Source organism: Streptomyces uncialis (genome assembly GCF_036250755.1).
GTDB lineage: Bacteria > Actinomycetota > Actinomycetes > Streptomycetales > Streptomycetaceae > Streptomyces > Streptomyces uncialis.
On sequence record NZ_CP109583.1, the window covers coordinates 5,384,143 to 5,407,167 of the forward strand.

A 23,025-nucleotide genomic window follows, 5' to 3' on the forward strand; every position below is an offset into this window, starting at 1 on the left:
GTACGACTCGAAAGAATCGAGTCGTACGCCCTTTTTGTCATTTAAAGGCCATGTTCATTGCGCTATGCGGAACTTATACGGATATGGTGCGGACTGTGCCTCGCCCCTTGGGAGAACTCGAAGACGCGGTCATGACGCGGGTCTGGCAGTGGAACCGGCCGGTGACCGTTCGGGAAGTCCTGGAAGACATCCAGCGGGATCGCTCGATCGCCTACACCACGGTGATGACCGTCCTGGACAATCTCCATCAGAAGGGCTGGGTACGCCGTGAGGCGGAAGGCCGCGCCTATCGATATGAGGCGGTCTCCACGCGCGCGGCGTACGCGGCCGCACTGATGAACGACTCCTGGTCGCAGAGCGACAACCCGGCGGCCGCCCTGGTCGCCTTCTTCGGCATGATGTCGCCGGAGCAGCGGGAAGCCCTCACCGACGCCGTACGTATGGTCCAGGGTCCCGAGAACCCGCCGTCCGCCCCACCACCGGAGAACCCCGCGAACCCCCCGGAGTCCGCGGAGTCAGGGGAGTCAGGGGACACCGAGGAGCCGGCCGACGCCCGGAACGCCGGGAATCCGGAGATCCCGGGCACCGAGAACCTGGGCACCGAGAACCAGGGGAAGCCCGCGAACCGGCCCCCCGCGCAGAACACGGAGGGCGGGCGATAGCGTCCGCTCATGCCTCCAGAGCAACCCGAAGTCGCCGGGAAACCCGGGAAAGCGGTCACCGTACGCCGGGCCCGGACCAGTGATGTCCCCGAGGTGCGCGGACTCCTCGACTCGTACGTCCGCAAGGGCATCCTGCTCGACAAAGCCACGGTCACGCTTTACGAGGACATCCAGGAGTTCTGGGTCGCGGAACGCGACGACAACGCGCAGCTCGTAGCCTGCGGGGCGCTGCATGTGATGTGGGAAGACCTCGCGGAAGTCCGCACCCTGGCCGTGAACCCCGAGCTGAAGGGCGCCGGTGTCGGGCATCAACTCCTGGAGAAGTTGCTCCAGACCGCCCGCTGGCTCGGTGTTCGGCGCGTATTCTGCCTCACCTTCGAAGTCGACTTCTTCGCGAAGCACGGCTTCGTCGAGATCGGTGAGACCCCCGTCGACTCCGATGTGTACGGCGAGCTCCTTCGTTCCTATGACGAGGGTGTCGCGGAGTTCCTCGGACTCGAACGGGTGAAACCGAACACCTTGGGCAACAGCCGGATGCTTCTGCATCTGTGATCGACGGGACACAGTATTCCGCTGTGTCCCTGCCCTCGCGCCCTATGTCCGAAACGCGCACGTTTCCGGGCTTCTCGGGAGGGCCGGTCCTGTCCAGGGGTTTGTGTTTTTCCCGCAAAGGCGGTTTGCTTTCCGACGTACTGCTGTACTGCATATAACAAGGGGCGGCGAATCAGCGGCCAGTTGCCGCGGAGACCGGCCCGCACGTTATCGATGAAAGGAAAATCCGGTGGCACAGAAGGTTCAGGTCCTTCTTGTCGACGACCTCGACGGTGGCGAGGCGGACGAGACGGTGACGTTCGCGCTGGACGGCAAGACTTACGAGATCGACCTCACCACGGCGAACGCGGACAAGCTCCGCGGGCTGCTGGAGGCGTATGTGAAGGGCGGGCGCCGCACCGGCGGCCGTTCCGCGGGCGGGCGGGGCAAGTCCCGTGCGGCCGTCGGCGGCAGCGGCCAGGAGACGGCGCAGATCCGTGCCTGGGCGAAGGAGAACGGTTACGAGGTCAACGACCGGGGCCGGGTCCCCGCGAACATCCGTCAGGCGTACGACGACGCCCACCGCTGATCGCACGCCCGGCCCAACCGGACCCGCAGGCACTCCGTGGCCGCCGAGTCCACGAGCCGTACGAGGTCGGGGGCGCCCCCACCGCCCCCGGGTGCGCCCTCCCGCGCACCCGGTGACGGCAGCAGCCAAGGCGCCGGAAGCGTCGGCTCCACCGCATGCCCCGGCTCAGGGGGCCGCATCCAGGTCGCGGCCCCTTGTGAGCCACCCTCCCGTCCGGCGGCTCCCCCTCGGGTCACATCCCCGTGGGGCGGCCACCCAGGCGGCCGGGGCGCCTCGATCCGGCCGCCCGCGCCGATCGCCACCAGGCCCAGCCCTTCCGGCAGCGCCCCCCACCCCAGCCACTCCAGCAGCCCCGGCAGTTCCTCGGCGCCCCCCGCGGCCATCAGGAACCAGGTCCGCCCGCCGGACCGTGCCACCGGAGCCGACGGGACACCGGGAGGCGCCCCGTCCGCGAACCGCCGCAGCACCCCGTCGGCGGCCCGGGACGGCATCTCCAGCACATCGAACCGCACCCCGCACACCAGCAGCGCCGGGCCCGCCCCGCCGGCGCCCGCACCGGGCGGACCGGGAACCGTGGGCCAGCCCAGCACGTTCTCGTACCACCGGCCCACGGGACCGCTCGCGGGGAGCGGCCGACGGGGGCGCGGGACGGTGGGATCCATGCCGGAGGAACAGCCGAAGCACCACCTCGGTTACGCACCGTGCGCGGATCTCCGCCCACGGTGGCCGGATCGAGGGGGTACGAGGCTTGGTGGCGGCGCGCGCTTGTTCGCCCGTAGCGGAGGGAACCGGTACACCCCGCATGGACTGTCAGTACGTGCGGGTAAGACATCCCTAGTGGGGAGGGGCGACACGCACGGCCCGGCGGTCTCACGTTCGCCATCGGCGTACTGATGGCGGGGGTATCTGTCTGGCCTGCGGGAACATCGTCTCGCACCATCGGGTTGGAGCACATGTCGGCGTTCGCGGTCAGGAGGCCACGCACGGGTGTCGGCAGTTGGAATGAGCGGTCCCCGCTTGCGGGACTAAGCTGCGGAAGGACAGGGAGGGGACCGACCCCTTTCACTGCCTGACCGCTCTGAGGAGCGATTAACGATGTTCGAGAGGTTCACCGACCGCGCGCGGCGGGTTGTCGTCCTGGCTCAGGAAGAGGCCCGGATGCTCAACCACAACTACATCGGCACTGAGCACATCCTCCTGGGCCTGATCCATGAGGGTGAGGGTGTCGCCGCTAAGGCCCTGGAGAGCCTCGGGATTTCTCTTGAGGCGGTCCGTCAGCAGGTGGAGGAGATCATCGGTCAGGGCCAGCAGGCCCCGTCCGGTCACATCCCCTTCACCCCCCGTGCCAAGAAGGTCCTGGAGCTTTCGCTCCGCGAGGCCCTTCAGCTGGGCCACAACTACATCGGCACGGAGCACATCCTGCTCGGCCTGATCCGTGAGGGCGAGGGCGTCGCCGCCCAGGTCCTGGTCAAGCTGGGGGCAGACCTCAACCGGGTCCGCCAGCAGGTCATCCAGTTGCTGTCCGGCTACCAGAACAAGGAGACCGCCACAGCCGGCGGTCCCGCCGAGGGCACGCCCTCGACCTCCCTTGTGCTGGACCAGTTCGGCCGCAACCTCACGCAGGCCGCCCGTGAATCCAAGCTCGACCCGGTCATCGGGCGCGAGAAGGAGATCGAGCGGGTCATGCAGGTGCTGTCCCGCCGTACCAAGAACAACCCGGTCCTCATCGGCGAGCCCGGCGTCGGCAAGACCGCCGTCGTCGAGGGCCTCGCGCAGGCCATCGTCAAGGGCGAGGTGCCCGAGACCCTGAAGGACAAGCACCTCTACACCCTCGACCTCGGCGCGCTGGTCGCCGGTTCCCGCTACCGCGGTGACTTCGAGGAGCGCCTGAAGAAGGTCCTCAAGGAGATCCGCACCCGCGGCGACATCATCCTGTTCATCGACGAGCTGCACACGCTCGTCGGCGCGGGTGCCGCCGAAGGCGCGATCGACGCCGCGAGCATCCTCAAGCCGATGCTCGCGCGTGGTGAGCTCCAGACCATCGGTGCCACCACTCTCGACGAGTACCGCAAGCACCTGGAGAAGGACGCGGCCCTTGAGCGCCGCTTCCAGCCCATCCAGGTCGCCGAACCGTCGCTGCCGCACACCATCGAGATCCTCAAGGGTCTGCGCGACCGCTACGAGGCCCACCACCGCGTCTCCATCACCGATGAGGCCCTCGTCCAGGCCGCCACGCTGGCCGACCGCTACATCTCGGACCGCTTCCTGCCGGACAAGGCGATCGACCTGATCGACGAGGCCGGTTCCCGGATGCGCATCCGCCGGATGACCGCGCCGCCGGACCTCCGCGAGTTCGACGAGAAGATCGCCGGTGTCCGCCGGGACAAGGAGTCCGCGATCGACTCGCAGGACTTCGAGAAGGCCGCCTCCCTGCGCGACAAGGAGAAGCAGCTCCTCGCCGGGAAGGCCAAGCGGGAGAAGGAGTGGAAGGCCGGCGACATGGACGTCGTCGCCGAGGTCGACGGCGAGCTGATCGCCGAGGTCCTCGCGACCGCCACCGGCATCCCGGTCTTCAAGCTGACCGAGGAGGAGTCGAGCCGTCTGCTGCGCATGGAGGACGAGCTCCACAAGCGGGTCATCGGCCAGAAGGACGCCATCAAGGCGCTCTCGCAGGCGATCCGGCGTACGCGCGCGGGTCTGAAGGACCCCAAGCGTCCCGGTGGATCGTTCATCTTCGCGGGACCGTCCGGCGTCGGCAAGACCGAGCTGTCGAAGACCCTCGCCGAGTTCCTCTTCGGTGACGAGGACGCGCTGATCTCCCTCGACATGTCGGAGTTCAGCGAGAAGCACACGGTCTCGCGGCTCTTCGGCTCGCCTCCCGGTTACGTCGGCTACGAAGAGGGCGGCCAGCTCACCGAGAAGGTGCGCCGCAAGCCGTTCTCCGTCGTCCTGTTCGACGAGGTCGAGAAGGCCCACCCCGACATCTTCAACTCCCTGCTCCAGATCCTGGAGGACGGTCGGCTGACCGACTCCCAGGGCCGGGTCGTGGACTTCAAGAACACGGTCATCATCATGACGACCAACCTCGGGACCCGGGACATCTCCAAGGGCTTCAACCTGGGCTTCGCCGCCCAGGGTGACGTCAAGACCAACTACGACCGGATGAAGGCCAAGGTCAACGACGAGCTGAAGCAGCACTTCCGCCCGGAGTTCCTGAACCGTGTCGACGACACGGTGGTCTTCCACCAGCTCACCGAGGAAGACATCATCCAGATCGTCGACCTCATGATCGACAAGGTGGACGAGCGGCTGAAGGACCGGGACATGGGCCTGGAGCTCAGCCCGAACGCCAAGTCGCTGCTGGCCAAGCGCGGCTACGACCCCGTCCTGGGTGCCCGGCCGCTGCGCCGGACCATCCAGCGGGAGATCGAGGACATCCTCTCCGAGAAGATCCTCTTCGGTGAGCTGCGCCCCGGTCACATCGTGGTCGTCGACACGGAGGGCGAGGGCGAGAGCAAGGCCTTCACCTTCCGCGGCGAGGAGAAGGCCGCGCTGCCGGACGCCCCGCCGATCGAGCAGGCGACAGGCGGGGGCGCGGGCCCCAACCTGAGCAAGGAAGCGTGACGCCCACGCGCTGAGCGCATGTGGCGAAAGGGGCTGTCCCCGGACCTTCAGGGTCCGGGGACAGCCCCTTTTCCGGTGTTCGGGTGGGTGTCAGGACCTGGATTCCTGGATCACTTCAAGGGATTCAGGGAGCCTGTCGAGTCCGAGCAGCGGCACATCGGCAGGCCCCATCGGATGAATGGTCAACAGGCTGAGACGCGGGAATCGGTCGGGGAACGCCGAAACGTCGATGGGCCCCGTCGGCCCTGCCACGAGCAGTACCAGGTCGGTGAGTTCGGGCAGGGTGAGCGTTTCCGCCATGGTGGGGAGTTGCCTCGCGTCCACACCGAGTTCAGTGAGGCACGGGATCTTCTCCAATTCCCGCCAGTCGTCCGAGGACACGGTGGAGTTGAGGTGCCAAAGACTCAGCCTCTCCAGTTCGTCCAACGACTGGAGCAACTTCCAGGGGGGCCGCGTGCGCGCCGGTGTGTCGAAGGTCAGTTCCTTCGGCCGATAACGGGATACGTACTCCGCGATCACGCTCGGTTCGATGGCGCCCCACAGTTGCACCAGCGGGCGTCCGCCGAGTTCTCCCAGGGCACGTAGTTCCGCCTCGTTGCTCACCGAGATGAAGAGTCCCTCAGGGTCGAGCTCCGCGATCACCTCTTCGGCGTATCGGGCCGTGTCGAAGCGGAACCAGGACCAGGCGAGTTGGGAGCGCACGGAAAGGTACGGGGTGTCGGCGTAGCGGGCGAGGAAGGGAATCGCTGCGTCGGACTGCACTCGGGTGGCGGTGATGACCGCCATGCGGGATTCGTGCTCGCCGTATTCGCCGGGACCGGGCAGCAGATCGAGGACGAGCGGGCCCACGGTGGCGAGTTCCCGGGCGGCTCCCGGATTCGGTGGCGGAATCAGCGCGTTCACCCGTTCCGCGACCCGTGCGCGGACCGCCGGGTCGAGTTCCGTCGCGTGTTCCAGACAGGCGCCGGCCATCAGATGGACCCGGTTGCGTTCCCGGCCCTCGGGCAGCGCGTCACCCGCGCTCAGCATTCCGTCCAGGAGTTCCGCGCGTTCCCTCGGGCGGGCGTGGGCGATCGCCATCCGGATGACGTCCTCCCACTGGTCGTCGGCGGCATGGCCGGTCAGCAGTCCGATGTCCCACGCCTCCACGGCCGCCCGCGCGCCCAGATAGTCCTGGAAGGTGCGGTGCACGAAGGTCACCGCGCCGGGGGAGGGCTCCAGCAGCAGACCGCTGCGCAGCAGCAGATGGGCGAAGACGGTCCGGGCGTCCCCGATCGCCGCCGCCTCGGGCATCGCGGGCAGCGCCTCACCGATGACGGCCTCGGCGCGGTCGCGGTCCATCTCGGTGCGGCCGTTGCGGATCAGCCAGTACGCGAGTCGCTGGAGCAGCTGTGTCTGCGGTTCCTGCCGCAGCTCGGCACCGGTGCCGCCGGGGATGTCCCGCTCCCGGTCCCGCCGGGACAGCAGCATCGCCAGGGCCGCCTCGTACAACTCGCGGCGGCCGTGCGGGAGGTAGCCGTGCCGGTCGCGGTGCAGGGCGCAGATCAGGCCGCACATCAGCGGGTTGGTGGCGAGTCGGCCGAGGTCGGGTTTGGTGCGCACGGCGGTGAGCAGCTGCCGCTCGTACCCGTCCAGGAGCGCGAGATGAGGTTCGGCGGCGCCGGAGCGGGCCGCCGAGTGCCAGCGGTGGATGAACGAGGCCACATCGGCCGCGTTCATGGGGGAGAGCGTGAGTTCCGCGAAGCCGTCGTCCGCGAGCCAGCGTTCCCGGACGGCGGACGGGCGTGAGGTGACCAGCCAGCGGTTGCCGGGGTACGCGGCGATCAGATCGGCGAGCCAGGTGCGGGCACGGTCGCGTTCGGGGGCGGGGACCTCGTCGATGCCGTCGACCAGGATCAGCCCGCGTCCGGCGGTCAGCACATGGTCGGCCCAGCCGTCGGGCTGCGCCCCGGCCAGCGGGGAACCGGCGGCTTCCAGGAAGCGCTCGGGGCCGGGCAGACGTTCGCCGTGCCGGGTCAGGGTCCGCAGCGGCAGGACGAACGGGATCAGGCCGTGCAGATGGCCGAGGGGCCCGTCGGGAGCCGCGCGGGTCGCGGAGACGGCGAGCCACTGGACGAGCGTCGTCTTGCCGGAGCCCGCGACGCCCCGCAGCAGGACCCGGGGGTGGATGGCGAGGACCTGGTCGGCGAGGTGGGTGGTGGTGTGCGCCGGGACGAACCGGCCGGGGGACTCCTCCGTATCCGGCCCGCCGGTCCCGGGCCGTGTACCGCGCGTCGGGTGCTCGTCCGCCTCCTCGGTGTACATGAGGCTCAGATACGCCACGTCCAGCGGCCAGACGCCCGGGGTGGACGTCAGATCGATGCCGTAGATGGTGAGCTTGCCGTGCTTGGCGGCGAGCTGGGCGCGGTAGCGGCGTTCGAAGGAGGCGCGCCGGGCGTCGGGGCGGGGCGCGCGGGTGATCAGCTCGTCCAGCTTGGCGATCATCTCGCTCTGGGCGCGGCTCTGGTCGACCAGGGTGCGGGCCACGAACGTGGAGCGCTGGGTGAAGAACTGGAGGATGTGCAGGGACGCCCATTCCACGGCCGAGGTGAGGAACACCGAGGCGTCGGCGGTGAGTTCATGGTCCGGGGCGGGCCCGTCGGCGGCGGCGCGCGCGTAGAGGGTGCGGGCCAGTTCGCGGTGTCCGAGGCGTACGGCCTGGACGTCGTCCATGTCGAGGTCGCCGAGGGCGCACAGGGTCCGGGTGAGGGCGTCCACGACGGCGTTCTCCTCGTCGGCGGGGAACGGCCGCTCGCCCGGCGAGGCGACCGCGCCCCGGACCAGCCGCAGGGCGAGGCCCCGCACCTGGGTGGGGGTGAGGGTGCGCCGCTCGCCCCGGAGGGAGAAGTACGAGGAGAGCCGGACCGGGCGGTCGACCAGTCCCGCGCCGGGCCCCTCCCGGACGAAGAGCTGCCTGATCAGAGGCGCGATCGCGCTGGACGCGAGGCGCACCCCCAGTACCGATGGATCCATCCGGTCTCCCCCCGAAGTCCGTGCCGTGCGATGCCGTGCCGTGCCGTGTCATGCCCTGCGCTGCCCTGCGCTGCGCTGCCCTGGGACGCCGTGCCGTGCGCCGCCGTGCGGTCATCCCGCTGTCGCCGTGACGGAGAGGAGCGGTCCCGTGCGACACGGGTGGCGGGTGGGGCGGGGAGCTGTGCCCTGGGTCACCCCTGAACCCCTGAACCGCCCCTTCCCGAGCCGGAAATGAGTCGCGCGGTGCCTCTCGGAACGGCTCTCCGAGGGTAGCCCGGGTCACATTCACAGGGTGCTGGATCTTGCTGCCCGGTGACATGGGGCACAGGCGTTTTGTCCGGTACTAGATGGAATAGTGGATTGCTGTCCCGGGGGCCGGGGACGGGTCACCCGCAGGGCGCCGGGCGGTCACGGGGCGTCGGAGGGTGCCCGCCCCCAGGGGCCTCGGAGGCCCGTCGAATCGGTGACCTCCCGCCTCAAACCCAGGTTTTCGCGCCATTTTGCCCCGATATGAAACCCAGGGTGAACGCTGTCAAGACCCTCGCGATGTGACGTTTATGTACGACTTCGCCTAGTAGTAGGGGGGTTTGAACCCGGGCCCCGTGGCGGGTTACCAAGGTATGGCCAGCCCGGCAGGTATGCGGGTCGGCCAGCCCGGCAGATACGCCGACGTACTCCGGGTCTCTCGTGCCCCATCCGAAGCCAGCGCGCCCCACGGCCCGTGCCACTCGCCCAGTCGAGCGTCACAGCGGTCAAGCGCGGCTCACAGCCGGACGGGCACTTCCCCCCAAGCCCGGAGGTTTGCATGTCCAAGTTCGCCACGTCCCTCATGTCCGGTTCGTCCCTGCTTCGCACCCGGACGATCGCTGTCGCCGCGGGCGTCGGAGTCTCGGCCGCGCTGGGTGCCGGGGTCGCGGCGGCTGCGACCCCCGGTCAGTCGGTGACCGCGATGCCGTCCACCGTCGCCGAGTCCGTCAAGGGCCAGGCCGCCGCCCAGGCGAAGGCCGCGAAGGCCACCGCCGCCAAGGCCACGGCCGCCGCGGAGAAGAAGAAGGCCGTCTCGGTCAAGCCCGTCGCCGCGAAGAAGAGCACCGGCTGGGTCAAGCCCGTCAGCTCCTACGCGCTGTCCGCGGGCTACGCCCAGGCCGGCGGTATGTGGGCCAGCAAGCACTCCGGCCAGGACTTCGCCATCCCGACCGGCACCCCCGTGATGTCCGTCAGCGGCGGCACCGTCGTCAAGGCGGGCCCCAACGGTGGCGGTGACGGTCCCGCGTACGGCAACGCGGTCGTCGTGAAGCACACCAACGGCAAGTACTCGCAGTACGCGCACCTGTCGAAGGTCAACGTCTCGGTCGGCCAGAAGGTCAACGCGGGTACGGTCATCGCCCTGTCCGGCAACACCGGAAACTCCAGCGGCCCGCACCTGCACTTCGAGATCCGCACCACCCCGAACTACGGCTCGTCCGTGAACCCGGCCGCCTACCTCAGCAGCATGGGCGTCAAGTTCTGATCGGCTGACGCCGACGTCCGACACGGATGTGTTCACCCCCGGTCATCGCGTTCCGCGCGATGACCGGGGGTCCGTGCGTTTGGGGGCGGTACACCTACGGTCACCCTCCGGCGCGGGTCGCTCCCCGGAGCTGGGGGAACCCTCCGGCGCGGGTCACTCCCCGGACACAGGCCGTACCGGCCGTACGGGTCGTACGGGTCACCCTCCGAGCACAGGCCGTACCGGCCGTACAGGTCATTTCTTCGGGAAGGGGAGGACCGGGAAGCTTCCTGTGCTGGTCGGGGCGTGCTCCGGCAGCCACAGCACCGCCACCGCGCCCTCCGCGGGCACCTCGGGGGACGAGCCCGGTGGCCGGACGTTGCGGAAGGTGAGCCGTGCCCCGAGCACCCGGGCCTGACCCGCGGCGATGGTCAGCCCCAGACCGTGGCCATGACCGGCGCGGTCGCTGCTGCCGGTGCGGAACCGGCTGGGGCCCTCGTCCAGCAGCTCCTCGGGGAACCCGGGGCCGTGGTCACGGACCCGCAGCACCCGGCCCTCCACGGTGACCTCGACCGGGGTCCTGCCGTGTTTGGCGGCGTTCGCGAGGAGGTTGCCGAGTATGCGTTCCAGTCGGCGCGGATCGGTGGTGACCTCCGACTCATGGACGACGTCCACCCGTATGCCGCTGTCCCGGACGGCGACACGGCGGCTCACGAACTCACCGAGCAGGATGTCGTGCAGCTCGGCCCGCTCGGTGGCGCTGTCCAGCCGCGCGACCTCCAGGACGTCCTCCACGAGGGTGCGCATCGCCTGGGCGCGGTCCTTCACCAGTTCGCTGGGGCGGCCCGGGGGCAGCAGCTCGGCCGCCGTGAGCAGTCCGGTGACGGGGGTGCGCAGCTCGTGCGCGATATCGGCGGTGACCCGGCGTTCGGCCTCCAGCCGCTGGCGCAGCGCGTCCGCCATCGCGTCCACGGACCGCGCGAGGTCGTCGGTCTCGTCGCGGACGACACCGCCGATGGCCTCGCCCACCCGTACGCCGGTGTGCCCCTGGGCGACCTGTCCGGCCGCCGCGGCGGCCTTGCGCAGCCGACGGGACAGCTGTCCCCCTATGAGCACGCCCAGGGCGCAGCCGCCGAACACCACCGCGATCGAACCGATGATCAGCGCCTGGTCGAGATCCTTCATGATGGTCGCGCTGCGGTCGCGGAACGGGCTGTGCAGCGACAGCACCCGGCCGTCCTTCAGCGGCACGGCCGCCCAGATGTCGGGGGTGCTGGCCTCGTCGTCCTCGGCGACATAGGTCGCCCGGCGTCCCTCGGCGGTCTTCTCCCGGAGCTCGCCGGGGATGTTCGGGTCGTCGACCTTGGCGCCGAACTGGAGCCGCCCGGTGCCCTCGTAGATCCGCTGGGCGAACTGGGCGCGTTCGTCCTGGAGGTCACGGGCGTTGTCCAGCATCGACACCCGGGCGGCGTTGTGCACGACCAGGCTCAGGGCGAGGGCCACGAGCGCGCCCACCAGCGCGATGGCGGCGCTGAGCTTCCACCGCAGGCCGGTCCGCAGGCTGAGCCCGCGCAGCTTCCCCCACATCGTCCGGCTCATGCCCTCAGTTTGTAGCCGAAGCCGCGGACCGTCTCGATACGGTCCTGGCCGATCTTCGCGCGCAGCCGCTGCACATGGACGTCGACCACCCGGGTGTCACCGCCCCAGCCGTAGTCCCAGACCCGCTCCAGCAGTTTGTCGCGGGACAGCACGGTGCCGGGCGCGGCGGAGAACTCCAGCAGCAGCCGCATCTCGGTCGGGGTGAGTCCGACCGGCTTGCCCCCGCGGCGGACCTCCATCCCGATGGTGTCGATCTCCAGATCGCCGAAGCTCAGCACCCCGTCACCGGCGGGTTCCGCGGAGCCGGTGGGGGCCGGGGCGCCCGGCCCGGTGCCGCTGGCGTGGCCGAAGCGGCGCAGCACCGCGCGGATACGGGCGACCAGCACCGCCCCGTCGAACGGCTTGGTGACGTAGTCGTCGGCGCCCGCCTCCAGCCCGAGGACGACATCGATGGAGTCGGCGCGGGCGGACAGCATGATCACGGGGACGGTCGACTCGTCACGGATACGGCGGCACAGGCTCACCCCGTCCAGGCCGGGCACCATCACGTCGAGCAGCGCGATGTCGGGCCGTCTCGCGCGGAACGCGTCGAGGCCCGACAGTCCGTCGGGCATCGCGGTGACCACGAAGCCGTCACGTTCCAGCGCGAGCTGGGTGGCCTCGCGGATGACGTCGTCGTCCTCCACGAAGAGGACGTGGGTCTGCTCTGCCATCCGAATCCGTATCCGTCGCTCTCAGTTGTCCGGCGGAGCGGCGGTGGTACCGGCCGCCGCGTTGCCGTAGTCGTTGTGGGTGCGGGCCCGTTCCGTGAAGGCGTCGGCGGCGGTGGCCCACCGGTATGTGACGACGTCCTCGCCGGAGGGGAAGGCGACCGGGTCCTTGTCGGCGTACACCTGCTGGGTCACGACCAGGTCCCCGCGGTCGATCTCGGCATACACCGGGGGCTCCTCGGACCGGAAGACGTTCTCGTACGCGCTGCCCTGGGGACGGTACACGTAGGAGCCGAGACCGACGGCGTCCTCGCAGCTCAGGACGTTGACGACCACATCCGTGGAGGTGACGCCGGTGAGGCTTCCGTAGATCACGTCGACGGGGTACTCGTCCCCGGTGCAGGGACGCAGACCGTCCTTGACCGCGGCGCTGACCTCGGGGTCGTCCAGGAGCAGACGCACCGCGTTGACGCGCTTGGGGGCGGGGGACGGGGTGGGTGAGGGGGTGGTCTGGCTGACGGTGTCCGTGCGGGCGGGGCCCTCGTCACGGGTGCCGGTGCCACCGGTGGAACAGGAGGCGACGAAAACGCCGAGGGCGGCGAGCACGGCTGCCGCCGTACTCCCCGCCTGCCAGCTGAGGGTTCCGCCCCTACCGTCCGCCGCCCCGGCCGCGGTGTCCGCTGTGTCCGTACGGGCCGGGGGCGGTCCGCCGGGCGGCCCCAAGTCCGCCACCGGCGTGCGGTGTTCGCCGGACGGGGGGCCCGAGAGCGGGCCCGCGCCGGTCGTGGGCGGGGTGGATCTGGTGTGCCGGGCGGCCCTCCAAGCCGCCCCGACCCGGGTCCCTACGCCGCGCAACGCTCCCGCTCCTCACGTTCGAGCGCGCGTGCGTCCAGGTCCCGGCTCTCCAACTCCTGCCGGAGCCGTGCGAGTGCCCGGTGCAGCGTGCTCTTGACCGTACCGGCCGACATGCCGAGGGCGGCGGCCGTCTCCTCCGTGGACATCTGCTCCCAGTGTCGCAGCACGACGACACTGCGTTGCTTCGGAGCGAGCACCTTCATGATGTCCATCAGCAGGGCGCGGTCGGCGTGCTGTTCGGTGGAGTCCTCGACACAGGGCTCCGGGAGCTGCTCGGTGGGCACTTCCTCCAGCTTGCGGGCGCGCCACCACTCCGTCCGCGTATTGATCATCACGCGGCGCAGATACGCGTCGGCCAGCCGCTTGTCCGCTATGCCGTCCCAGCGGCCGTACGTGCGGACCAGCGCGGTCTGGAGCAGGTCCTGGGCCTCCACCGGGTCGGGAACCAGCCGTCGGGCACTGCGCAGCAGGGCGTCCTGCCGTGTGCGGACGTACTCCTCGAATTCGAGCACCTCTCCCTGCGCCATGTCCCCGTCGCCTCCGATCCGGCCCCCCGGCCGCCGTCTTCCCGTGTGTGCCTCACCGGCACAGAACTGAAGGTACGGAGCAGTTGTCACGGCACTGTGCGGGCCAGCACGCGGGGGACGCACGGCTGTCCGTCGGTTGTGTAACAGATATAGGAAAGGGGTAAGGCGGCTGGAATTTTAGCCGGGTTTGGGGCGCTTGGTCGCGCCGCCGAGGTGACGGACGGGGCGTCACCGGATGTACGGGGAGGGGCACGCGTGACGTACCGGGGACGTGCGGAGGGCCAGGGGTGATCACCGCCGGGGGCGTACGGGGCGCGTCCGACGGTGGCACCGGGACGCGCGCCGGGGCGCGTCATGGGTGCGCGGGGTGCCGGGTGCGTGGGTGCGTGGGTGCCTGCGCGTCCGGATGTCCGGGGTGGCCGGCTGCCCGGGGGCCGGGGGGAATCGGTGGAGTCGGGCCAGGCGCGGGGTAGGTGTGGGCCGGACATGGGGCGGCCCCGGTGGGTGGGCCACCGGGGCCGTCGTCGTGCGGTGGTGACGGGGCGTCAGGAGTGCGGGAGCCGGTACAGGCCGCCCGCCAGCGGCTCCACCAGGCCGTCCGAGACGAGTCCGTCGAGCGCGCGGGCCCGCTGCACCGGTTCGTCCCACACCCGGTTCAGCACCGTCTGCGGCACCGGGGCCGTGGCCTCCCGCAGCACCGCGAGCAGCTTGCCCCGCACCTGCCGGTCCGTCCCCGCGTACGTCTGCGCGCGCCGGGGCGGTCCCTGGTGCTCGGGCTTGCCCGCCAGCCGCCACGCGCACAGCGACGCGATCGGGCAGCGGTCGCAGCGCTCGCCCCGGGCCGTGCACAGCAGCGCGCCCAGCTCCATCGACGCGGCGGCCCACCGGGCGGCGGTGCTCTCCTCGTCGGGCAGCAGCGCGCGGGCGAGCTTGCGTTCGGCGGCGGTCGTCGCGTTCGGCGGGTACTGCGTCCCGGCCACCGCGCGGGCGATGACCCGGCGCACATTGGTGTCGAGGACGGCGTGCCGCTGTCCGTACGCGAACGACGCCACGGCGGCGGCCGTGTACTCACCGATCCCGGGCAGCGCGAGGAGCTGGGCGTGCTCGGCGGGCACATCGCCGCCGTGCCGCTCCGTTATGGCCGTCGCCGCGCCGTGCAGGCGCAGCGCGCGGCGTGGGTAGCCGAGCCGGCCCCACGCGCGGACCGCCTCACCGGAGGGTTCCTTGGCCAGATCGGCGGGGCGCGGCCAGCGGGCCAGCCACTGCTCGTAGACGGGCAGCACCCGGCTGACCGGGGTCTGCTGGAGCATGAACTCGCTGACCATCACACCCCAGGGGCCCGCCTCGGGGCGCCGCCACGGCAGGTCGCGCGCGTGGTCCTCGAACCACGAGATCACGGGTTCGTGCAGGGCGGGAAGGGAAGGGAGGGCCTCGGCGGCACGGGGTTCGGGGGTACGGGGCGTGGGCTTCGTCGGCACAGTCATGGCACGGGCGATCCTCCCACGGGTGTGCGGGCCGAGGGGGGCATGACGCCGAGCGAGGGCGGGTCGGGGCCCGCCCATGACGGCGGCCGGACGGCCTGGCGGGCGGCTGGGCGCCCGGGCGGGGCGGGCGTCCACGGGTCCGCGGCGGGGTGCCCGGGGCGGGGTTCGCGGCCGTGGCCCGGGCCCGGGTTCGCGGGCGGGGTGTCCGTGGGTGGGGCGGGTCCGCGACGGGGTTCCGGCCGGTCGGGGCCCGGGCGAGGCGGGTGCCGGGCCGGGGCCGGGGCGGAAAGGGGTGACGATCGGCAGGGGTGGCGGGCGGGTGCGGGGCGGTAGCGTCGCGCGGCGGGCTGTCAGTGGGGGGTGGCACCTTGGAGGGGGACGGGAAGCGGGGAAGGGGTCGGGGCGGTATGAGCGCGGAAGGGCCGGGCGCGCCGGGCCGGGCGTGGCGGGTACGGGACATGGGGCGGGTACGGGACGCGGGGTGGGCGGCGGTCGGGCTGTGGGCGGTACTCGCCGTCCCCGTGCTGGTGGCCGACCCGCTCGGGTTCGACGAACCGCGCCCCTGGTGGCAGCAGACCGGCGCGCTCGTCATGCTGGCCGTGGCCGCCGTGCTGCGCCGGGCCCGTCCGGTGACCGCGTTCCTGCTGGTGGCGTCGCTGTCCGTCGCAGCCGCCGCCCCCGCCCTCCTCACGGCCGCCTTCGGGCCCTCGCTGGCGGCGTTCGCGCTGCTCATGGGCTTGTGGGCGGACCGTACCGGGCCCGCGCTCGCCGCCTTCGGCGCGCTGCTGGCCCTCGGGGGCGCCAGGATCGCGGTACGGAACGTCGACCCGGTGACCGAGGCCCTCGTACTCGTCGCCGCCCTGCTGTTCGTCGTGGTCCTCCCCTGGCTCGGCGGGCGGAACCGGCGGCAGGGCCGGGCGCTCGCCGAGGCCGGATGGGCCCGCGCGCAGCAGCTCGAACGGGAGCAGCGCATCGTCGCGGACCGCGCGCGGCTGCGTGAGCGGGCCCGGATCGCACAGGACATGCACGACTCGCTGGGGCACGAGCTGAGCCTGATCGCGCTGCGCGCGGGAGCGCTCCAGGTCGCGCGGGACCTCCCGCCCCGGCACCGCGCGGCCACCGCCGAGCTGCGGTCGGCCGCCGCGGAGGCCACCGACCGGCTGCACGCCATCATCGGCGTGCTCCGCGAGCCGGACGAACCCCTGCCGCTGACCCCCGCGCCCACCGACAGCGTCGCGTCCCTGGTCCGCCGCGCCGCGGCCTCGGGCATGCCCGTACGGATGGTGGACGCGGTGCCGGACCCGGAGCCGCCGCCGACGGCTCCGGGGGTTACGGGGGCTCCGGCGGCTCCGGCGGCTCCGGCGGCTCCGGCGGTTCGGGGTGAGGACGGTGTTCCGCGCGCGTACGGGGCTGCGCGGAGACATCCCCGAACCCCCGGCGAAGAAGCCGGTGCTCCGCGCGCGTACGGGTCCGCGGGCGAGGGACCCGATGTCCCGTCGCCGCTCGCGGAGCAGGTCGCCCGCGGTGTCGTCCAGGAAGCACTCACCAACGCCGCCAAACACGCCCCGGGCGCGCCCGTGACGGTGTGTACCGTGCGAGACCCGCTGGGCACGACCGTCACCGTCGTCAGCGGGCCGCCCCGGGACGCGCCCGTCACGGTCCCGGGCGGCTTTGGGCTGCCCGGTCTGCGCGCGCGGGTCACCGCGCTCGGCGGCACCTTCGAGGCGGGCCGCCACGGCACGGACTTCCGGGTCCACGCCCGCATACCGGGACACCCGGCCCCCGGCCCGACCCCTGAACCGGCCCCCGGCCCGAACGCCGAACCGGCTCCCGGCCAGGCCGCCGAACCGGCCTCGGGCCCGGTCGGCGCGGCCCGGTCCCCCGCGGGTGCGGTGACCGCCTCCGTCCGCCCGCCCCGTCGTACGCTGCCCGCCGTCGTCGCCGTACCGGTCGCCGGGGCCGTGTTCCTGGGCGGCGCGCTCGCCTGGTACGCCTACGCCGAGGCCCGCACCGTCCTCGCCCCTTCCGTGTACGCCGGTCTGCGCCCGGGGACCACCCTGGACGCGCTGCGCGCCGAACTGCCGGAGCGGGCCGTGCCCGACCCGCCGCGGGACCGGGCGCCCGCCGTTCCCGCCGGGGCCGACGAGTGCCGCTACTACCGCGCCGACGGGGAACTCTTCACCACCGTCCCCTACTTCAGGCTCTGCTTCGACGGGGACGGCGTACTGATCGCGAAGGACGTGGTGCCGAGGGCCACGACCGGACGCGCCGGGCCCGCCCCGGACCACGGCGCCCGGCTGCCGGGCGCGTCATCAGGAGGTGTGCGGTGAACAGGCCGATCCGGGTACTTCTCGCCGACGACGAGGCGATGATCCGTGCGGGGGTCCGGGCGATCCTCGCCGCCGACGACGGCATCGCGGTCGTCGCGGAGGCGGGGGACGGCCATGAGGCGGTCCGGCTGACGCAGGCGCACCGGCCCGATGTGGTGCTCCTCGACATCCGTATGCCGCGCCTCGACGGCCTCGCCGCCGCCGAGGAGATCCTGCGGACCGTGCCGGGTACGGCCGTCGCGATGCTCACGACGTTCTCCGAGGACGCGTACGTCGCCCGCGCCCTGGGCGGCGGGGCCACCGGATTCCTGCTGAAGTCCGGCGACCCCGACGAACTCATCGCGGGAGTAAGGGCGGTGGCGGACGGTGCCGCCTTCCTCTCGCCGAAGGTCGCCCGTCATGTCATCGACAACCTCGGCGCGGAACGGCTCGGCCGCGCCACGGCCGCCCGCGCCCGTACCGGCACCCTCACCCCCAGGGAACGCGAGGTGCTCGCCCTGGTCGGCGCGGGGCTCTCCAACCCGGAGATAGCCCGTCGGCTGCACCTCGTGGAGGGCACGGTGAAGGCGTATGTGAGCGCCATCCTGGACCGGCTGTCCGTCAGGAACCGCGTACAGGCGGCGATCGTGGCGTACGAGGCGGGTCTGACGGCGGAGGACGGGGCGGCGGCACCGGGGCGTGGCGTTCGGTGACGCGGTGAGGTGGTGAAGCCCGGCCCGGGCCCTGACTTCTGGGCTCCGGCCGGACTCAGCCACGGGTGCGTCGCCCACGGGTGCGCTGCCCACGCCGGTGCCGTCCGGCGCTGAGCACCCGCGTCGCGGGGCCGGTGCCCGCCCGGACGGCCAGCAGTCCGACGGCCGCGCCGAGCAGCAGCCCGACCGCCACATCATGCGGAAAGTGCACGCCCACGAAGACCCGGGAGAACGCCAGCAGCAGGGCCAGCGGGACCGTGAGCCAGACCATGGCCCGCCAGGCCAGGGCCACCGTCACCGCCGACGCGCCCGCGATCGTCGCGTGATTGCTGGGGAACGACCAGTCACCGGCTTCCGGGCACTCCACCAGCGGCGCGACCGCGCCCGCCACCGTCCGGCAGGGCCGGTCCTGGTCGAAGAACGTCTTCAGGACCTCACTGACCACATAGGCGACGGCCGTCGCGACCGGCGCGAGGCAGGCCACCGCCACCGCACGCGGATCACCCCCGCGGACCCGCCACCAGGCGGCCACGAACAGCAGTCCGAAGACGAGGATTCCCGCCTCCGTGCCTATTTCCGCGGTGAGTTGGAGCCAAGAGGGGGAGTCCCGTGCGAAGGAGGTGATGTCCCGGTACCACTCGTCATCGGCGTACGTCATGGTCACGGACCGTACGGAACGGCCCCCGGCGGTCACACCCCGCAGTCGTCAGCTCCCGGACCTGACGAAAGACAGGGGTACGAAGGGCACTGACGGACCGTCTCCGGGATGATGATCCGGAAAAGTTGCCTCAGGGGCGGCGGGTGGGGCGGGAGAAGAGGCCGATCTCTCGTACAGTTGCCGCCGTGGGATCTCTGCGCAATCCGATCGGGCCGCTTCCCTCCAGCATCTACTGGCGGCGGAGGGGCCTTCTGCTGATCATGGCCGCCCTGCTGGCGCTGCTCGTCGTGTGGATCGTGAGCTCACGCGGAGGTGACGGCGGCGGCGGGGACGACGCGGACGGCTCCAACAGCAAGAACCCCGTGGAGTCCATCACGCCCGGTCCCTCCGGGTCCGGCCCCGCGATCAGCGAGAAGCCGGGCGGCCGGGACGAGTCCGAGGGCAGCACGGAGGGCTCCGGCGGCTCGGGTTCCGCGGGCTCCGGAACGGGTGGCGGCTCAGGGGGCACGGAAGGTACCGGCGGTACGGGCTCCCCGTCCGCGACCGGCACCGGCGACCCGGCCGACTCCGGTGACACGGGCGGCACAGGTGGCACGGGTGGCAACGGCGGTTCCGCGAACGGCGGTACGGCCACGGGCGGCCGGCTGCCCGCCGGGTCGAACCTGCCCAACTGCGCCCCGGCATCGGTGCGGTTGACGCTGCGCAGCGTCCAGAACACCTACGAGCCCGGCCAGACCCCGAAGCTCGAACTCGTCGCGCAGAACTCCTCGGCGTCCGACTGCAAGCTCGACCTCGGGCCCGAGCGGGCCGTGGTGACGATCACCCAGTCGGGCAGCGACAAGGACATCTGGGCCTCCGACCACTGCCCCGACCGCTCCGCGAACGTACTGGTGCGGGTGCCCGCCGACGGCCGGACGACCCACACCTTCCCGTGGGACCGCGAGCAGAGCGCCCCGAAGTGCGCGACGCCCCCGGCCGGGGACGTCTCCCCCGGTACCTATCTGGTCGAGGCGAAGACCCCGGGCCTGCCGACCGCCCGCACCTCGTTCGTCCTGACACGGGACTGACGGCCGGGACTGACGGCCGGGACCGGCGGACCGGGCGGGCCTGACAGTCCGGGACCGTCGGAACGGGGCCGGCCGTGAGATCGGCCGGGAACCCACATCCCCGCCCCGGGCGCCCCTGGGGCCCGCCCGGGGCGGGGATACGCCTGGGCGGGACGGAAAGTGGCGGGAACCCGCCTCGCGGGCCGTACGCCACTCTTCCGGCAAAGCGCCCGTACGGTGCCGAACCGCCGCCCGCCGAACCGTCAGTCGACCGACCGCCGCACCGCCGACGCCCGACAGCCGGCCGCCGAACCGCCCGGCGGCCGAACCCGGCGGCCGAACCTGACGGCTGACCAGCCCGGAGCGCCCGCCGAACCACGCACCCGCCCGAACCGGTCAGACGTAGCGTTCGAGGATCGACGACTCCGCGAGGCGGGACAGGCCCTCGCGGACGCTGCGGGCACGGGCCTCGCCCACCCCGTCGACCGCCTGAAGATCGTCCACGCTCGCGGCCAGCAGCTTCTGGAGCCCGCCGAAGTGCTCGACCAGCCGGTCGATGATCGCGCCGGGCAGCCGGGGCACCTTCGCCAGCAGCCGGAAGCCGCGCGGCGAGACCGCCGAGTCCAGCGCCTCCGGTGAACCGGTGTAGCCCAGCGCACGCGCCACCGTGGAGAGTTCGAGCAACTCCGCGTGGGTCAGCGCGTCCAGCTCGGACAGCGCCTCGTCCACCGTGCGGGAACGCTTCGCCGTGGGCTCGGGCACATAGTCCCGGACCACCAGCTCCCGCTCGGGCTCCACGCCCGCGATCAGCTCGTCCAGCTGGAGGGCGAGGAGACGGCCGTCCGTCCCCAGCTCCACCACGTACTCGGCGATCTCCGTGGCGATCCGGCGCACCATCTCCAGCCGCTGCGCGACCGCGCTGACGTCGCGGACCGTCACCAGGTCCTCGATCTCCAGCGCCGACAGGGTGCCCGCGACCTCGTCGAGGCGCAGCTTGTACCGCTCCAGCGTCGCCAGGGCCTGGTTCGCCCGGGACAGGATCGCCGCCGAGTCCTCCAGGACCCGCCGCTGACCGCCGACGTACAGCGCGATCAGCCGCATCGACTGCGACACCGACACCACCGGGAAACCGACCTGCTTGCTGACCCGGTCCGCCGTGCGGTGCCGGGTGCCCGTCTCCTCGGTGGGGATCGTCGGATCGGGGACGAGCTGCACGCCCGCCCGCACGATCTTGGTGATGTCCTTGTCGATGATGATGCCGCCGTCGAGCTTGCACAGCTCACGCAGACGGGTCGCGGTGAACTCGACGTCCAGCACGAAGCCGCCCGAGCACATCGCCTCGACGCTCTTGTCGGAACCGAGGACGATCAGCCCTCCGGTATTGCCCCGGAGGATGCGCTCCAGGCCGTCCCGCAGGGCCGTGCCCGGCGCGACCGCGCTCAGCGCGGCCCGCATCAGTCCCTCGGCACCGGAGCTCCCGCCGGACTTTCCGGGAGCCGCTGCCCGGTCGTTGGCTGCCACTGCTCTCCTCCGGTCGCGGTTCTGGGGGGTGCCCGGTGCTCGTTTCGTACGGACGGGCGAGACCGGGGCAAAGTCTACCGGCGCTCCTCCCGCTCCCGTGGGGCCTCCGTGCGACGGCTCCTCGGCAGCACCCGCAGAGCATCTCCCATGTCCGCGACTTCCGTGACCCGCATTCCCGCCGGGACCTTCCCCGGGTCGGCCGGAACCAGCGCGTGGGTGAAGCCCAGCCGGTGCGCCTCGGACAGTCTGCGCTGCACCCCGGTGACCCTTCTGACCTCCCCCGCGAGCCCCACCTCACCGATCGCCACGAGATTCTTGGGCAGCGGGGTGTCACTGGCCGCGCTCGCCAGGGCGAGCGCGACCGCGAGGTCGGCGGCGGGCTCCGAGAGCCGCACCCCGCCGACCGTCGCCGAGTAGATGTCCCGCTTGCCCAGCGCGGTGATCCGGCCCCGCTGCTCCAGCACCGCGAGCATCATCGACACCCGGGAGGTCTCCAGCCCCGAGGTCGTCCGGCGCGGGGACGGGATCTGCGAGTCCACGGTCAGCGCCTGCACCTCCACGACCAGCGGCCGGCGGCCCTCCAGAGTGACCGTCAGACAGGTGCCGGGCACCGGCTCGGCCCGCCGGGTGAGGAACAGGCCCGACGGGTCGGTCAGCCCGGTGATGCCCTCGTCGTGCAGCTCGAAGCAGCCCACCTCGTCGGTGGTGCCGTAGCGGTTCTTGACGCCGCGCACCAGACGCAGCCGGGCGTGCCGGTCGCCCTCGAAGCTCAGCACCACGTCCACCAGGTGCTCCAGCAGGCGGGGGCCCGCGATGGCGCCGTCCTTGGTGACATGGCCGACCAGCAGGGTCGACATCCCGCGCTCCTTGGACGCCCGGATCAGCGCGCCCGCGACCTCCCTGACCTGCGCCATACCGCCGGGCGCGCCCTCGATCTCGGGCGACGCCACCGTCTGCACCGAGTCCAGGATCAGCAGGGACGGCTTCACCGCGTCCAGATGACCGAGGACGGCCGAGAGATCGGTCTCCGCCGCGAGATACAGATGGTCGTCGATCGCCTTGATCCGGTCGGCCCGCAGCCGCACCTGGCTCGCGGACTCCTCACCGGTCACGTACAGGGTGCGGTGCTCGTCGCTCGCGGACTTCGCCGCCACGTCCAGCAGCAGCGTCGACTTGCCCACCCCGGGCTCACCGGCGAGCAGGACCACCGCGCCCGGGACCAGCCCGCCGCCCAGCACCCGGTCCAGCTCGGGCACACCGGTGCTCCGGGCGGTGGCCGTACGGACGTCCACCTGGCCGATGGGCACCGCCGACGTGGTGACCCGGCCCGGGGCCGTCGTCCGCACGGCGGGCGCGCCGTACTCCTCGACCGTGCCCCACGCCTGGCACTCGCCGCAGCGGCCGAGCCACTTGACCGTCTGCCAGCCGCACTCGGTGCAGCGGTAGGACGGACGGTCCTTCGCGGTTTTCGTACGGGCAGCCATGCACCGAACCGTAACCGCAACCGCTGACATCGCGTGCCGCCCCGCCTCCGGCCTGTGGACAACCCGTGCCGGGGCCGGCGGCGAACCCGTCCCGGGAGCACCGGCGGGCCGCGCTCGGGGCAACGCGCGTACGGGTTCCTGTCCCCAATTCGAGGGATCTGCTCACCCGAAGGGGTTAAAAGCCCTCAAGGTGACGGAACGGGGATTCCCGG

At 71.9% G+C, this 23,025-nt stretch carries 18 protein-coding genes; 8 read left to right on the forward strand and 10 right to left on the reverse strand.

From position 1 onward, the window contains the following. The first annotated feature begins 131 nt into the window (after positions 1–131). The 3 genes from OG711_RS22335 to OG711_RS22345 all read left to right on the forward strand — a co-directional run bounded on the left by OG711_RS22335 (position 132) and on the right by OG711_RS22345 (position 1,782). Positions 132–662: a BlaI/MecI/CopY family transcriptional regulator gene (locus OG711_RS22335; RefSeq protein ID WP_399504967.1), complete on the forward strand. Its 531-nt coding sequence runs from the start codon at positions 132–134 to the stop codon at positions 660–662. A gap of 9 nt (positions 663–671) precedes the next feature. After that, positions 672–1,214 (forward strand): amino-acid N-acetyltransferase, encoded by a 543-nt coding sequence (locus OG711_RS22340; protein WP_073795245.1) that lies wholly within the window; start codon positions 672–674, stop codon positions 1,212–1,214. 229 nt (positions 1,215–1,443) lie between these two features. Then, positions 1,444–1,782: a histone-like nucleoid-structuring protein Lsr2 gene (locus OG711_RS22345; RefSeq protein WP_073795243.1), complete on the forward strand. Its 339-nt coding sequence runs from the start codon at positions 1,444–1,446 to the stop codon at positions 1,780–1,782. On the opposite strand, the gene OG711_RS22350 is transcribed toward OG711_RS22345, so the two are convergent. Further along, positions 1,755–2,444, reverse strand: a complete 690-nt coding sequence (locus tag OG711_RS22350) for an SCO3374 family protein (protein WP_329560177.1) — start codon at positions 2,442–2,444, stop codon at positions 1,755–1,757. The genes OG711_RS22345 and OG711_RS22350 overlap by 28 nt on opposite strands. A gap of 433 nt (positions 2,445–2,877) precedes the next feature. On the opposite strand from OG711_RS22350, the gene OG711_RS22355 reads away from it, so the two are divergent. Then, positions 2,878–5,406, forward strand: coding sequence for an ATP-dependent Clp protease ATP-binding subunit (locus OG711_RS22355; protein ID WP_073795237.1), 2,529 nt, complete (start codon positions 2,878–2,880; stop codon positions 5,404–5,406). Positions 5,407–5,496: 90 nt separating this feature from the next. Here OG711_RS22355 and OG711_RS22360 read toward each other — a convergent pair whose 3' ends face one another. Beyond that, the gene (locus OG711_RS22360) at positions 5,497–8,418 is read right to left on the reverse strand and encodes an NACHT domain-containing protein (protein WP_329560178.1); all 2,922 of its coding nucleotides are present in this window, start codon (positions 8,416–8,418) and stop codon (positions 5,497–5,499) included. A gap of 805 nt (positions 8,419–9,223) precedes the next feature. Here OG711_RS22360 and OG711_RS22365 point away from each other — a divergent pair. Continuing rightward, on the forward strand, positions 9,224–9,928 hold the full coding sequence (locus OG711_RS22365) for a M23 family metallopeptidase (RefSeq protein ID WP_073795231.1): 705 nt from the start codon (positions 9,224–9,226) through the stop codon (positions 9,926–9,928). Positions 9,929–10,162: 234 nt separating this feature from the next. On the opposite strand, the gene cseC is transcribed toward OG711_RS22365, so the two are convergent. From cseC to OG711_RS22390, 5 genes are all read right to left on the reverse strand, one after another. Further along, on the reverse strand, positions 10,163–11,506 hold the full coding sequence (gene cseC / locus OG711_RS22370) for a two-component system sensor histidine kinase CseC (RefSeq protein ID WP_073795228.1): 1,344 nt from the start codon (positions 11,504–11,506) through the stop codon (positions 10,163–10,165). Next, the gene (gene cseB / locus OG711_RS22375; RefSeq protein WP_073795225.1) at positions 11,503–12,219 is read right to left on the reverse strand and encodes a two-component system response regulator CseB; all 717 of its coding nucleotides are present in this window, start codon (positions 12,217–12,219) and stop codon (positions 11,503–11,505) included. Before cseB ends, cseC begins: the two co-directional genes overlap by 4 nt. Positions 12,220–12,240: 21 nt before the next feature. Beyond that, on the reverse strand, positions 12,241–12,939 hold the full coding sequence (locus OG711_RS22380) for a hypothetical protein (protein WP_079185186.1): 699 nt from the start codon (positions 12,937–12,939) through the stop codon (positions 12,241–12,243). A gap of 119 nt (positions 12,940–13,058) precedes the next feature. Further along, entirely contained in the window at positions 13,059–13,598 is a 540-nt protein-coding gene (locus OG711_RS22385) for a SigE family RNA polymerase sigma factor (RefSeq protein WP_073795219.1), read from the reverse strand. A 545-nt stretch (positions 13,599–14,143) separates the two neighbouring features. Continuing rightward, positions 14,144–15,082: an HhH-GPD family protein gene (locus tag OG711_RS22390; protein ID WP_073795216.1), complete on the reverse strand. Its 939-nt coding sequence runs from the start codon at positions 15,080–15,082 to the stop codon at positions 14,144–14,146. 407 nt (positions 15,083–15,489) lie between these two features. Between OG711_RS22390 and OG711_RS22395 the strand changes: the two genes are divergently transcribed. Together OG711_RS22395 and OG711_RS22400 are read left to right on the forward strand one after the other, a co-directional pair. Then, positions 15,490–17,412, forward strand: a complete 1,923-nt coding sequence (locus OG711_RS22395; RefSeq protein ID WP_329560179.1) for an ATP-binding protein — start codon at positions 15,490–15,492, stop codon at positions 17,410–17,412. A gap of 38 nt (positions 17,413–17,450) precedes the next feature. Further along, positions 17,451–18,104 carry a response regulator gene (locus OG711_RS22400; RefSeq protein ID WP_399504966.1) on the forward strand — a complete coding sequence of 218 codons (654 nt, stop codon included), beginning with the start codon at positions 17,451–17,453 and terminating at the stop codon, positions 18,102–18,104. 55 nt (positions 18,105–18,159) lie between these two features. Here the strand turns inward: OG711_RS22400 and OG711_RS22405 are convergent, their stop codons facing one another. Next, the gene (locus OG711_RS22405; RefSeq protein WP_073795211.1) at positions 18,160–18,762 is read right to left on the reverse strand and encodes a phosphatase PAP2 family protein; all 603 of its coding nucleotides are present in this window, start codon (positions 18,760–18,762) and stop codon (positions 18,160–18,162) included. Positions 18,763–18,947: 185 nt separating this feature from the next. On the opposite strand from OG711_RS22405, the gene OG711_RS22410 reads away from it, so the two are divergent. Then, entirely contained in the window at positions 18,948–19,829 is an 882-nt protein-coding gene (locus OG711_RS22410) for a hypothetical protein (protein WP_266516916.1), read from the forward strand. 375 nt (positions 19,830–20,204) lie between these two features. Here the strand turns inward: OG711_RS22410 and disA are convergent, their stop codons facing one another. Both disA and radA read right to left on the reverse strand, forming a co-directional pair. Next, positions 20,205–21,329: a DNA integrity scanning diadenylate cyclase DisA gene (gene disA, locus OG711_RS22415; protein WP_073795206.1), complete on the reverse strand. Its 1,125-nt coding sequence runs from the start codon at positions 21,327–21,329 to the stop codon at positions 20,205–20,207. 74 nt (positions 21,330–21,403) lie between these two features. Beyond that, on the reverse strand, positions 21,404–22,813 hold the full coding sequence (gene radA / locus OG711_RS22420; protein WP_099282621.1) for a DNA repair protein RadA: 1,410 nt from the start codon (positions 22,811–22,813) through the stop codon (positions 21,404–21,406). Between the last annotated feature and the right edge of the window lie 212 nt (positions 22,814–23,025).